Genomic DNA, 12,915 nt, shown 5'->3' on the forward strand with positions numbered 1-12,915 from the left:
CCGTCAATGCGATGCCATGCTGACGCGGGCAATCATCCGGCCGAGCCACGGCATGAAGCGGCCGACGAAGCGCATCGCGTGCGCCTCGCCGCCGACGGCGACGACGGGCCGGTTGCGCAGCACGCCGTCGACCATCGCCTGCGCGACGGTTTCGGGTTTCAGGCCGCGCATCTGGTACAGCTTCGTCGCGCGTTTGCGCAGCCGTGCTTCGTCCTGGGCGTTGGCGCCCGCGTATTGCGTCGACGCCATGATTCCGGTTTCCGCGAAACCCGGGCACACGGCCGTCACGCCGATGGCTTTCTCCGCGAGTTCCGCGCGCATGCATTCGCTGAGCATCAGCACGGCGGCCTTGGTCGTTGCGTAGGCGGGCAGGTCGCGCGACGGCCCGAACGCGGCAGCCGACGCGGTGTTGACGATGTGGCCGCCGGTGCCGCGCGCGGCCATCTGCTGTGCGAACAACCGCGAGCCGTGGATCACGCCCCACAGGTTCACGTGCAGGATGCGCTCCCAGTGCCGCGCGCTCGTGTCGAGGATGCCGCCGGCCATGCCGATGCCGGCGTTGTTGATCACGATGTCCGCGCCGCCGAGTGCGTTGCCGACCCACGTCGCGAGCGCTTCCATCTCGTCGGCGGACCCGACGTCGACGCGTTTCGCGTGCGCCGGTGCGCCGGTCAGTTCGAGCAGCAGCGCGGTGCGTTCGGCGCTCGCGAGGTCGATGTCGCACGCGACGACCGTCGCGCCTTCGCGGGCGAACGCGAGCGCCGCGCACCGGCCGATGCCGCTGCCCGCGCCGGTGACGACCGCGACCTTGCCGCTGAAGCGGCCGCTCGTGGCACGGCGGCGCGCGTTCGCGAGCGCGGGCGGCTCGTCGCCGGATTCGACCGCGTCGATCAGTTGCCCGGCGAGTTCCGCGAAGCGTGCGGGATCGGCAAGCGGCAGCCAGTGGCCGGCCGCGACTTCGCGACGGTAGTACTGCGGCACCCAGCGCGACAGGTTTTCGGACAGCGCGGGGCTCACGTACTTGTCGCCGAGCGGCACGATCGTCTGCACGGGCGCGTGCGCATGGCGCTCGCGCGGCGCGAACAGGCAGCGGATGAAGTTCGCGCGATAGAGGCGTACGCCGCGCGCGCCGTCGTCGGCTTGCGTCGGGCGCGGCGCGGCCGGCGTCTTCTCGAGCCGGCGCAGCAGGCGCGGCCATGCGCGTCCGAGCCATAGCCGCCAGCCGAGCTCGGGAATGAACGGCAGGTGGAACAGGTACACGTACCACGAGCGCACGAGCTGGCCGCCGAGCTTGGCGAGCGATGCGGGCGTCGGGCGCAGCACGCGCTCGCGCAGCCAGAAGCCGACGTGGTCGAGGCACGGCCCCGAGCACGACGTGTACGACGCGATGCGGCCGGCGAGACGCGCATCGGTGACGAATTCCCAGCCCTGGATCGAGCCCCAGTCGTGCGCGACCAGGTGCACCGCGCGGCCGGGGCAGAGCGCGTCGATCACCGCGATGAAGTCGTCGGTCAGTTTCGCGAGGTGGTAGTCGGCCGTGCGTTTCGGCACGCCGGACAGGCCCGCGCCGCGCACGTCGTACGCGATCACGTAGTGCTTGCGCGCGAGCAGCGGCGCGACGTGCTGCCAGACGCTGCTGTCGTCGGGATAGCCGTGCACGAGCACGACCGGCGAGCGGGCGGGGTCGCCCCAGGTCCTGACCGCGAGCGTCAGGTCGCCCGAGGCGACCGCCGTTTCGCTGTGAACCGATTCGAACAGGGCCAGCGGCGCTTCGTCGGAAAGAGGCTGCATCGTGAGTCCGTCGTTCAGGGAGTCGGGAGGAAGGCGCGGGTGCGTCAGGCGGCGGCCGGCACGGTCGCGACGGCCTGCGTGCGTTCGGCCTGGCGGCGCTGCCAGCGGCGCACGTGCGGCAGGTCGTCGTCGAGCCAGTACGCGTCGTCGTCGGTGATCACGAGCAGTTCCTCGAATTTCGCGCCGACGCCGGCGAAGCCGAGATGCGGCTCGACGGCCCACAAGCCCGGCACCGGCGCATGCTCGGAGCGCCGGTCGATCGACCACAGTGGCGACCAGCCCTGCTGCTTCGCCGCGCGGCCCTGGTCGAGCAGCAGGTTGCGCGTCGCGTTCAGCCCGAAGCGCGCGACGAAGCGCGGCTTCGACAGCTTGTGGATCTTCGCGACGCGATGCGCGAGCACCTTGAACGGATAGGCCTTGTGACGCGGCTCGACGCCCTGGCGGCGGCACAGCGCGTCGACTTCCTGCGCGACCTCGGCCATCGGCCGGCGCGCCTTCACGAGCCGCACGATCATCTCGCGGTGGTCCATCAGGTCGTCCTGCAGCTGTTCGAGGATCGGGTTGTGGCCGAGGCAGTGCGCGTAGCCGACGTCGGCGACGATGCCGTCGAGCACCGGCGCGACGTCGAGGATCACCGGCATGTCGGTTTCGAGCTGGCGGTTGCCCGGGAAGAACGCGAGATTGAAGCCGCCCATGTGCTTGAGGCCCGAGAATCCTTCGAACGCGGTGCGGTCGCCGAACCACGCGAACGGCTTGTGCAGCCAGTCGTGCACGCCGTTGTCCTGCAGCCATTCAGTCAGGAGGCGCGCGGCTTCCTTCTCGGTGATGCCGGGGTAGAGCATCGCGCCGACGGTTTCGACGCAGCGGTACGCCAGTTGCTGGACCGCGCGGAATTGCGGCAATTCGTCGAGGTGGACTTCCGGCAGCGGATGGTGGTCGGGCATGATGCGTCTCCATGTGTCGGCCCGCGTTTGCGTCTCGGCGCGGCGCGGGTCCGGTGCAAGGCGGGCGCTGATCCGGAATGCATCCACCGGCGATCCTGGGGTGGATTATTCAGTCAGCATTTAATGTGCCATTGAATGATGTAACAATCATAGCCGGTTCGACGTCGTGCGCCAGCCCCCGGAGGTGAGGATTTCTCCTAATGAAGGGCCGAAATGGAGGGGACGCTCTAGGTTTCCGGCAGTGGGGGCCGGATGGCCGTTGCTGCTGCTGCGCACGCGTCTCGAGCCGGGGGAGCCGGCCGGCGAGCGCCACGCGAGGCCTGGCGCGGACCCCGGATGTCGTGCCGGATCAACTCTTCGTCGTGTCGCAGCGCGACGCTGTCAAATTGCCGAAATAATTTCGTCACATCATCCGCCCCGATTCGAAGCCTTTGCGGCGTCGCGGGGCCGATGTGCCGCGCGTCGTGCGGGGCAGCGACCGAAGCCGATTCGACATTTCAACGGAGAGACCATGCAACGCCGCCAGTTCATGAACACCCTTGCCGCGGCGACTGCCGCGACGCCGCTGATGCTCAAGGCCGGCCTGGCCGGCGCGAAGAGCACAACCGCGCCGGACGCGCTGGACCCGGGCCGCTGGTCGCCGTTCAACGCCGTGCGCCTGCAGGCGGTGCTCGACCAGCATGGCGTCGCGAGCGCGCGCTACGACGGAAAGCGCCGCCCGTATGCGGTGTTCGACTGGGACAACACGTGCATCATGAACGACTGCGAAGAGGCGTTGCTGATGTACCAGATCAACCATCTGCAGTACAAGCTGACGCCGGACGAGTTCGTCGCCGTGATGTGGAAGGACGTGCCGAAGGGCGCGTTCATGAAGGACTACACGACGATCGACGGCAAGCCGGTGACGATGGAGGACCTCGCCGCCGACGTCGAGTCCGACTACCGCTGGCTCCATGCGAACTACAAGGGCTTCGGCGGCGACAAGAGCCTCGACGAGATTCGCGAGACCGACCAGTTCAAGGATTTTCGCGCGAAGCTGTACTTCATGTACGACGCGATCTGCGACACGCATCCGCTCGAAGTCGGCTACAAGTGGATCATCTACTTCTACAAGAACATGACGACCGCCGAGCTGCAGGCGATGGCGGAAGCGTCGAACAACTACGGGATCGGCGACGCGCTGCGCAAGGTCCGCTACGAAAGCCCGAAGGCGCTGCCGGGCAAGGCCGGCGTGGTGGCCGATACGCATTTCCACGGCATCCGCATTCACGAGGAAATCCGCGCGGTGATGCATACGCTGCGTGCGAACGGCATCGACGTGTACGTGAGCACCGCGTCGCTCGACGACGTCGTGCGCGTGTTCGCCGGCAATCCGAACTATGGCTACGGCGTGGCGCCAGAGAATGTGATCGGCCTGCGTCTCGACATGCAGGACGGCAAGTACACGAGCACCTATCCGGCCGGCTGGCATTTCAACTGGGGGCCCGGCAAGACGGTGGGCATCCGCAACGTCCTCGCGTCGAAGAAGGGCTACGGCCCGCTGCTGGTGTTCGGCGACAGCGACGGCGACGCGTGGATGCTGCGCGATTTCAAGGACACCGCGGCCGGCGTGATCGTCAACCGGATGAAGAAGGGCGAGATCGGCGCGGACAGCAAGCTCGCGGCCGAGCAGATCGGCAACCCGGACGCGCGCTTCCTGCTGCAGGGCCGCGACGAGCACACGGGGCTGATGATCCCCGACGAGAAGTCGATCAAGTACGGCAAGGCCGAGCGCAAGCTGCTGGCCTGACGCGGGCCGGGCGGCGGGCAACCGGCCGCCCGGCCGTCGCAGCTCCGCGCCCATCGGCATCTGTATCTGCGTCGGCCGCTGCGGCGTCGTGCGGGCCGCCACACGTGCGTGTCAACGCTCGCGCGGCGGGCCCAGCCGATCCAGCAACGCCCCCAGCAGATCGACCGGCAGCGGAAACACGATCGTCGAGTTCTTGTCCGCGGCGATCGTCGTCAGCGTCTGCAGATAGCGCAGCTGCATCGCCTGCGGTTGCAACGCGAGGCGCTGCGCGGCCTGCAGCAGTTTCTCCGACGCCTGCAGTTCGCCTTCCGCGTGAATCACCTTCGCGCGCCGCTCGCGTTCGGCTTCGGCCTGCCGCGCGATCGCGCGGATCATCGTCTCGTTCAGGTCGACGTGCTTGATCTCGACCGTCGACACCTTGATCCCCCACGCATCGGTCTGCGCGTCGAGCGTCTTCTGGATATCCGCGTTCAGTTGCTCGCGCTCGGCGAGCAGCGCATCGAGTTCGTGCTTGCCGAGCACGGCGCGCAGCGTCGTCTGCGCGAGCTGGCTCGTCGCCTCGAAGAACCGCGCGACCTGGATCACGGCCTTCTCCGGGTCGACGACGCGGAAATACACGACCGCATTGACCTTCACCGACACGTTGTCGCGCGTGATCACGTCCTGCGCGGGCACGTCGAACACGACGGTGCGCAGGTCGATCCGCACGACCTGCTGGACGATCGGGATGATCAGCACGAGCCCCGGCCCCTTCACTTTCCAGAACCGGCCGAGCATGAACACGACGCCGCGTTCGTACTCGCGGAAGATGCGGATCGACGACGCGACGAGCACCACGACGAAGACGATCAGGACGCTGCTGAAGCCGAACGTGTAACCGATCATGAAGGTTCTCCCTGGGTTGGCTGCGGTATCGGCATGTCGTAGAGCGGCGCGACGGTCAGCGTCAGCCCCTGGCGGCCGGTGACGCGCACGCGGCAGCCGGCGGCCAGCGGCGCGCTGCTCGCCACGCGCCAGCGCTCGCCATGCACGAGCGCCCAGCCGGCGGCCGACGGGGCGGCGCCGGCCGCGCCATGCGGCTGGTCCGGATGGAGGCCGTCATCGAGCACTTCGCCGATGCTGCCGAGCATCGCCTCGGCGCCCGTCACGACCGGCCGGCGCCGCGCGCGCAGCGCGACGCTCGACACGCCCGCGACGAGCAGCCCGCCGCCGAGCGCGAGGCTCGCGATCACGGGCCACGGAATCCCGTAGCCGGGCACGTCGGTGTCGATCAGCATCAGCGCGCCGATCGTGAACGACACGATCCCGCCGAAACCGAGCACGCCGAAGGTCGGCAGGAACGCCTCGGCGACGAGGCAGCCGAGCCCGAGCAGCACGAGGCCGAGGCCCGCATAGCTGATCGGCAGCAACTGCATCGCGAACAGCCCGACCAGCAGGCAGATCGTGCCGGCGACGCCCGGCAGCACGAAACCGGGGTTCGCGAATTCGAAGAAGAGGCCGTAGATGCCGATCGTCAGCAGGATCAGCGCGACGTTCGGATCGGCGATGATCGCGAGAAAGCGGCTGCGCCAGTCGGGCGCGAGCACGACGAGCGGCGCATGCGCGGTCGCGAGCCGCACCGTGCCGGCGGTGGTCGTCGCGCCATGGCCGTCGAGCTGGCGCGCGAGGTCGGCCGGATCCTGCGCGATCAGGTCGACCACGTGCTGCGCGCGCGCTTCGCTGGCCGACAGGCTGACGGCTTCGCGTACCGCGCGTTCGGCCCATTCGACATTGCGTCCGCGCAGCTGCGCGAGGCCGCGGATATAGGCGGAGGCGTCCTGCATCGCCTTGCGGATTTCGGTCGATTGCGTATCGGTCGGCAGCGCGGTTGCGGCGGACGCATCCGACGCGCCGGATGCGCCCGCTGCGCCGGTGGGCCGTGGTGCCGCCGGGTTTCCGCCCGGCGGCGCGGCGCCGCCGATGCCGAACTGCACGGGCGACGCCGCGCCGAGATTGGTGCCGGGCGCCATCGCCGCGAAGTGGCTCGCATAGACGATGTAGGTGCCCGCGCTCGCGGCCCGTGCGCCGCCCGGCGCGACGAACGCGGCGACCGGCACCGGCGAGCCGAGGATCGCCTTGATGATCTGCCGCATCGACGTGTCGAGGCCGCCGGGCGTGTCGAGCTGCAGGATCGCGAGCGGTGCGTGCTCGCGGGCGGCGCGATCGAGCGAGCGCACGATGAAATCGGCGCTGGCCGGGCCGATCGCGCCGTTGACGGGGATCACGACGACCGGGCGCGCGGCGGGTGCGTCGGCGGGCGGCGGCGCGGCGACCGCGGCGCATACGACGAGCAGCGCCGCGAACAGCGCGGCGCGCGCGACCCGCGCGGAGAGCGGATGACGGGGGCGGCCGCCGGACGCGGCAGGCGCCGGCGGCTCATGACGGTGAAAGCGCATCGGGGCGTCCGGGCGGCGCACGACCGTGCCGTCCGGCTCGCGGAAAGGGCGTGGGCCCGATGCTTAAAGATTAGGCGGTTTCGGCGGAAAGCGCGAAGCCGCGGCCGTGCCGGCCCGATTCAGACCGCGCCGCCGCCGCGCGCGAGCACTTCGTCGCGATAGTCGGCCGGGCTGCGCCCGCTCCATTTGCGGAACGCGCGGTAGAACGCGCTGGGCTCCGCGAAACCGGTTGCCGCAGCGACATCGGCGATCGTGCGTGCGGGGTCGGCCAGCGCCTCGAACGCGAGATCGCGCCGCAGCGTGTCCTTGATCGACTGGTAGGCCTGGCCTTCCTGGTGCAGCTTGCGCCGCAGCGTGGCCTCGGCCACGTGCAGCCGCGCGGCCATCCCGCCCGCGCCCGGCCAGGCGGCGGGCGGCATCCCGCGCAGCACCGCGCGCACGCGCTGCGCGAGCGCGTTCGGGTTGCGGTACTTGACGATGAAGCTGGCCGGCGCGTTGCGCAGGAACGTCTTCAGCGTCTTCGCGTTCTGCACGACCGGCAGCGTCGCGAATTCGGGATCGAAATCGACATACGAATCGGGCTCGTTGAACCGCATTTCGTCGCAGAACATCGACGGGTATTCGTGGTCGGCGGGCGGCGTGTCGCAGCGGAAGCTCGCGTGCAGCAGCGGAATGCGGCGCCCGATCAGCCAGCAGGTGAGCCCGTACACGATGATGAAATAGGTCGCGTACGTGAACATCGCGGGCGTCGCGCCATTGTTGCGGTGCACGAAGCGCAGCCGCACGCGCTGCGGGTTCGCGTCGAGCTCCGCGTGCAGGTCGTCGAGCACGCAGTGCATGAAATTCACCGCGCGCGCCATCGCGTGCAGCCCATCGCGCGCGGACAGCGCGGACTGGCTCATCGCGATGAAGCTGCCGCTGCGCATCGGGTGGCGATCCTGCCCGAAAAACTCGTCGTCCATCGTGCGCGCGATCGCATTCCACAGCGCGCCGTACTGCTGCGCGGACACGCGTGCGCGCGGCTGCTCGAGCAGCGCGGGCGCGATGCCGGCCTGCGCGAGCAGCGGCTCGGCCGCTACGCCGCGCCGCGTGGCGAGTGCGACGCTGTAAGCGACGAGGCTGATCGCGACGGTTCCCTTGTCTTCCTGCTTCATCAGTGCCGCCGGTGTGGCAAAAACGCTCAGTGTAAATGAGCGACGCGAGCATCGAACAGTCGCACGGGCTTGCCTACACTTGTTGCATCGAAACGCAAGGACGGTCGCGCCCGGCGGCCGCGGGAGACAGCAGCACCATGGACGAGCTTTACACCGAAGACCAGCGGATGATCCGCGACGCCGCGCGCGCCTTTGCGACCGAGATGCTGGCGCCGAACGCGGCGCAGTGGGACCACGACGCGCACCTGCCGGACGCGATCGTCGCGCAGCTGGGCGAACTCGGCCTGCTCGGGATGATCGTGCCGCAGGAGCTGGGCGGTTCGTATACGGACTACGTGGCCTACGCGCTGGCGATGGAAGAGGTCGCCGCCGGCGACGCCGCGTGCGCGACGATGATGAGCGTGCACAACTCGGTCGGCTGCGGGCCGATCCTCGGCTTCGGCACGCCCGCACAGAAGGATCGCTGGCTGGCCGACATGGCGGCGGGCCGCGTGATCGGCGCGTTCTGCCTGACCGAGCCGCAGGCCGGTTCCGAGGCCAACAACCTGCGCACGCGTGCTGAACTGCGCGACGGCAAATGGGTGCTGAACGGCGCGAAGCAGTTCGTGACCAACGGCCAGCGCGCCGGTGTCGCGATCGTTTTTGCCATGACCGACCCGGAAGCCGGCAAGCGCGGCATTTCCGCGTTCCTGGTGCCGACCGACACGCCGGGCTTCATCGTCGGCAAGCCCGAGAAGAAGATGGGCATCCGCGCGTCGGATACGTGCCCGATCACGTTCGAGAACTGCGCGATTCCCGAGGAAAACCTGCTCGGCAGCCGTGGCGAAGGGCTGAAGATCGCGCTGTCGAACCTCGAAGGCGGCCGTATCGGCATCGCCGCGCAGGCGCTCGGCATCGCGCGCGCCGCGTTCGACAAGGCGCGCCGCTATGCGGGCGAGCGCGTGCAGTTCGGCAAGCCGATCGCCGAGCATCAGGCGATCCAGCAGAAGCTCGCCGACATGGCCGTGCAGATCAATGCCGCGCGCCTGCTCGTGCATCACGCGGCGAAACTGCGCACGGCTGGCTTGCCGTGCCTGTCGGAAGCGTCGCAGGCGAAGCTGTTCGCGTCCGAGATGGCCGAGCGCGTGTGTTCGGATGCGATCCAGATCCACGGCGGCTACGGCTACCTGGTCGATTACGAAGTCGAGCGTCACTATCGCGACGCGCGCATCACACAGATTTACGAAGGCACCAGCGAAGTGCAGCGGATGGTGATCGCGCGGCAGCTTTGACGCGCGCCGGTCGCACCGTTTGAAACGTCAGGCAGGGCACGAGGGCAGCGCGGTGAACGCGGCACGCAACGGCGTGACCGTGCGCCGTGCAACACGGAACCGGGCATGTGCTGCAGCACCTGCGCCGGTTGACCGCTGGGCATGGAGACTGGACGGAGACGACACATGACGGTACAGGCATTCCTGAACGCACGCGACTTTCTGCTGCGCCATCGCACCGACTACGAAACCGCGTACCGCGATTTCGAATGGCCGGTGCTCGATGCGTTCAACTGGGCGCTCGACTACTTCGACCCGATGGCGCGCGGCAACGACCAGCCCGCGCTGTGGATCGTCGACGCGGCGACCGGCACGGGCGATCCGTATTCGTTCGCGCAGATGTCCGAGCGTTCGTCGCGGATCGCGAACTGGCTGCGCTCGATCGGCGTCGCGCGCGGCGACCGCATCCTGCTGATGCTGCCGAACCGTGTCGAGCTGTGGGACGCGATGCTCGCCGCGATGAAGCTCGGCGCGATCGTGCTGCCTGCCACCACGCAGCTGTCACCCGACGACGTGCGCGACCGCGTGCAGATCGGCGGCGCGAAATACGTGATCGTCGATGAGAACGAAACCGCGAAATTCGAACAACCCGACCTCGGCCTTGCGCAGAAGATCGTCGCCGGCGCGCCGCGCGCGGGCTGGCTCGCGATGAACGACGGCTACGCGGCGAGCGCCGCATTCGAGCCGGACGCCGTCACGCACGCCAACGATCCGATGCTGCTGTACTTCACGTCGGGCACGACGTCGAAGCCGAAGCTCGTCGAGCACACGCACCGCACCTACCCGGTCGGTCATCTGTCGACGATGTACTGGGTCGGCCTGCAGCCGGGCGACATCCACTGGAACATCAGCTCGCCGGGCTGGGCGAAGCATGCATGGAGCTGTTTCTTCGCGCCGTGGAATGCGCAGGCCTGCGTGTTCGCCTTCAACTACGCGCGCTTCGAGCCGAAGGTCGTGCTCGATGCGCTCGTCAAATACCGGGTGACGACGCTGTGCGCGCCGCCGACCGTGTGGCGCATGCTCGTGCAGCAGCCGCTCGCGTCGTTCGACGTGAAGCTGCGCGAGATCGTCGGCGCGGGCGAGCCGCTGAATCCCGAGATCATCGAGCGCGTGAAGAAGGCGTGGAATATTTCGATTCGCGACGGCTACGGCCAGACCGAGACGACCTGCCTGATCGGCAACTCGCCGGGCCAGCCGGTCGTCGCGGGCTCGATGGGCCGGCCGCTGCCCGGCTACCGGATCGCGCTGCTCGATCCGGACGGCGCACCGGTGGCCGAAGGCGAAGTCGCGCTGCCGATCGGCGCTGGCGACACGCGCCCGGTCGGGCTGATGACCGGCTACGCGAACAATCCCGACGCGACGGCCTACGCGATGCGCGACGGCCACTACCGCACGTCGGACATCGCGATGCGCGGCGACGACGGCTACTACGTGTACATCGGCCGCGCGGACGACGTGTTCAAGTCGTCCGACTACCGGCTGAGCCCGTTCGAACTCGAGAGCGTGCTGATCGAACATCCGGCGATCGCCGAGGCGGCCGTCGTGCCGAGCCCCGACCCCGTGCGGCTGTCGGTGCCGAAGACCTTCGTCACGCTGCGGCAGGGCTACGAGGAAAGCCCCGAACTCGCGCTGGAGATCTTCCGTTTCTCGCGCGAGAAGCTCGCGCCGTACAAGCGCATCCGCCGCCTGCAGTTCGCGGAGCTGCCGAAGACGATTTCGGGGAAGATCCGCCGCGTCGAGCTGCGCCGCCGCGAGATCGAGCGCGGCGACGACGCGAGCGCGCGCATGCCGGGCGAGTACTGGGAAGAGGATTTTGCTGCCGAACTGAAATGACGTGACCGCGGGCCGCGCGCGCCGCATGTCGCGGCGGCCGCCCGCAGCCGAACTGAACCGGTCGCACGGCGGCATGACGCTACGCCGCGGCCCACTGCAAGGAGAGAACGCTGATGAACGCGAATCCGACGCCCCGTACGGGGCAAGACGTGCCGACGGTCAAGCTGCTGATCGACGGCGCCTTCGTCGAGTCCGCCACGAAAGAGTGGCGCGACATCGTCAACCCGGCGACGCAGCAGGTGCTCGCGCGCGTGCCGTTCGCGACCGTCGCGGAAGTCGACGCGGCCGTGCAGGCCGCGCATACCGCGTATGCGACGTGGAAGAACACGCCGATTTCCGCGCGCATGCGCATCATGCTGAAGTTCCAGGATCTCGTGCGCACGAACCTGCAGCGCATCGCGAAGACGCTGACGGCCGAGCAGGGCAAGACGATCCCCGACGCCGAAGGCGACATCTTCCGCGGCCTCGAAGTCGTCGAGCATGCGTGCTCGGTCGGCACGCTGCAGCTCGGCGAATTCGCGGAGAACGTCGCGGGCGGCGTCGATACCTACACGCTGCGCCAGCCGCTCGGCGTATGCGCGGGCATCACGCCGTTCAACTTCCCCGCGATGATTCCGCTGTGGATGTTCCCGATGGCGATCGTGTGCGGCAACACGTTCGTGCTGAAGCCGTCGGAACAGGATCCGATGTCGACGATGGAACTCGTCGCACTCGCGATCGAGGCCGGCGTACCGAAAGGCGTGCTGAACGTCGTGCACGGCGGCAAGGAAGTCGTCGATGCGATCTGCACGCATCCGCTCGTGAAGGCGATCTCGTTCGTCGGCTCGACGGCGGTCGGCACGCACGTGTACAACCTCGGCAGCGCGCACGGCAAGCGCGTGCAGTCGATGATGGGCGCGAAGAACCATGCGATCGTCTTGCCCGACGCGAACCGCGAGCAGGCGATCAACGCGCTCGTCGGCGCGGGCTTCGGTGCAGCCGGCCAGCGCTGCATGGCGACCTCGGTCGCGGTACTGGTCGGCAAGGCGCGCGACTGGCTGCCGGACCTCGTCGCGAAGGCGAAGGCGCTGAAGGTCAATGCGGGCGCGGAAGCCGGCACGGACGTCGGGCCGGTCGTGTCGAAGGCCGCGAAGGAACGCATCCTGTCGCTGGTCGAAGCGGGCGTGAAGGAAGGCGCGAAGCTCGAACTCGACGGCCGCGGCGTGAAGGTGGACGGCTACGAACACGGCAACTTCATCGGCCCGACGATCTTCTCGGGCGTGACGACCGACATGTCGGTCTACACGCATGAAATCTTCGGCCCCGTGCTGGTCGTGATGGAAGTCGGCACGCTCGACGAAGCGATCGCGCTCGTCAACGCGAACCCGTTCGGCAACGGCGTCGGTCTGTTCACGCAGAGCGGCGCGGCGGCCCGCAGGTTCCAGAGCGAGATCGACATCGGCCAGGTCGGCATCAACATCCCGATCCCGGTGCCGGTGCCGTTCTTCAGCTTCACCGGCTCGCGCGGCTCGAAGCTCGGCGATCTCGGCCCGTACGGCAAGCAGGTCGTGCAGTTCTACACGCAGACCAAGACGGTCACCGCGCGCTGGTTCGACGACGACACGACGGCCGGCCCGGTGAACACGACGATCCGGCTGCATTGAGCGACGGAGGAAATCA

The 12,915-nt window shown here is 68.7% G+C and carries 9 protein-coding genes; 4 read left to right on the top strand and 5 right to left on the bottom strand.

The features are described from left to right. Window positions 1-3: 3 nt before the first annotated feature. Window positions 4-1,791 (bottom strand): SDR family oxidoreductase, encoded by a 1,788-nt coding sequence (locus AC5LXX_RS19735; RefSeq protein ID WP_493412772.1) that lies wholly within the window; start codon window positions 1,789-1,791, stop codon window positions 4-6. Between the two features lie 44 nt (window positions 1,792-1,835). After that, window positions 1,836-2,735 (bottom strand): M24 family metallopeptidase, encoded by a 900-nt coding sequence (locus AC5LXX_RS19740; protein ID WP_493412773.1) that lies wholly within the window; start codon window positions 2,733-2,735, stop codon window positions 1,836-1,838. A gap of 511 nt (window positions 2,736-3,246) precedes the next feature. On the opposite strand from AC5LXX_RS19740, the gene AC5LXX_RS19745 reads away from it, so the two are divergent. Beyond that, a complete protein-coding gene (locus AC5LXX_RS19745) occupies window positions 3,247-4,524 on the top strand; it encodes an HAD family hydrolase (RefSeq protein ID WP_493412774.1) in 1,278 nt (425 codons plus the stop codon). 111 nt (window positions 4,525-4,635) lie between these two features. On the opposite strand, the gene AC5LXX_RS19750 is transcribed toward AC5LXX_RS19745, so the two are convergent. From AC5LXX_RS19750 to AC5LXX_RS19760, 3 genes are all read right to left on the bottom strand, one after another. Beyond that, a complete protein-coding gene (locus AC5LXX_RS19750) occupies window positions 4,636-5,409 on the bottom strand; it encodes a slipin family protein (RefSeq protein WP_124456609.1) in 774 nt (257 codons plus the stop codon). Further along, window positions 5,406-6,959 (bottom strand): NfeD family protein, encoded by a 1,554-nt coding sequence (locus AC5LXX_RS19755; protein ID WP_493412775.1) that lies wholly within the window; start codon window positions 6,957-6,959, stop codon window positions 5,406-5,408. Before AC5LXX_RS19755 ends, AC5LXX_RS19750 begins: the two co-directional genes overlap by 4 nt. A 119-nt stretch (window positions 6,960-7,078) precedes the next feature. Beyond that, a complete protein-coding gene (locus AC5LXX_RS19760) occupies window positions 7,079-8,113 on the bottom strand; it encodes an AraC family transcriptional regulator (RefSeq protein ID WP_493412776.1) in 1,035 nt (344 codons plus the stop codon). A 137-nt stretch (window positions 8,114-8,250) separates the two neighbouring features. Here AC5LXX_RS19760 and AC5LXX_RS19765 point away from each other — a divergent pair, with 137 nt between their 5' ends. From AC5LXX_RS19765 to AC5LXX_RS19775, 3 genes are all read left to right on the top strand, one after another. Beyond that, on the top strand, window positions 8,251-9,384 hold the full coding sequence (locus tag AC5LXX_RS19765; RefSeq protein WP_493412777.1) for an acyl-CoA dehydrogenase family protein: 1,134 nt from the start codon (window positions 8,251-8,253) through the stop codon (window positions 9,382-9,384). Window positions 9,385-9,549: 165 nt separating this feature from the next. After that, entirely contained in the window at window positions 9,550-11,256 is a 1,707-nt protein-coding gene (locus AC5LXX_RS19770; RefSeq protein WP_493412778.1) for an AMP-binding protein, read from the top strand. A gap of 113 nt (window positions 11,257-11,369) precedes the next feature. Beyond that, complete coding sequence (locus tag AC5LXX_RS19775; protein WP_493412779.1) at window positions 11,370-12,899, top strand: CoA-acylating methylmalonate-semialdehyde dehydrogenase; 1,530 nt, start codon at window positions 11,370-11,372, stop codon at window positions 12,897-12,899. Window positions 12,900-12,915 lie beyond the last annotated feature (16 nt).

It is taken from the genome of Burkholderia torrens (assembly GCF_984668525.1).

What these genes read in the sequence shown, in the direction of transcription:
- AC5LXX_RS19775 (WP_493412779.1), top strand. Translation starts at nt 11,370, where the DNA reads ATGAACGCGAATCCGACGCCCCGTACGGGGCAAGACGTGCCGACGGTC.
- AC5LXX_RS19760 (WP_493412776.1), bottom strand. Translation starts at nt 8,113, where the DNA reads ATGAAGCAGGAAGACAAGGGAACCGTCGCGATCAGCCTCGTCGCTTAC.
- AC5LXX_RS19750 (WP_124456609.1), bottom strand. Translation starts at nt 5,409, where the DNA reads ATGATCGGTTACACGTTCGGCTTCAGCAGCGTCCTGATCGTCTTCGTC.
- AC5LXX_RS19745 (WP_493412774.1), top strand. Translation starts at nt 3,247, where the DNA reads ATGCAACGCCGCCAGTTCATGAACACCCTTGCCGCGGCGACTGCCGCG.
- AC5LXX_RS19735 (WP_493412772.1), bottom strand. Translation starts at nt 1,791, where the DNA reads ATGCAGCCTCTTTCCGACGAAGCGCCGCTGGCCCTGTTCGAATCGGTT.
- AC5LXX_RS19770 (WP_493412778.1), top strand. Translation starts at nt 9,550, where the DNA reads ATGACGGTACAGGCATTCCTGAACGCACGCGACTTTCTGCTGCGCCAT.
- AC5LXX_RS19755 (WP_493412775.1), bottom strand. Translation starts at nt 6,959, where the DNA reads ATGCGCTTTCACCGTCATGAGCCGCCGGCGCCTGCCGCGTCCGGCGGC.
- AC5LXX_RS19765 (WP_493412777.1), top strand. Translation starts at nt 8,251, where the DNA reads ATGGACGAGCTTTACACCGAAGACCAGCGGATGATCCGCGACGCCGCG.
- AC5LXX_RS19740 (WP_493412773.1), bottom strand. Translation starts at nt 2,735, where the DNA reads ATGCCCGACCACCATCCGCTGCCGGAAGTCCACCTCGACGAATTGCCG.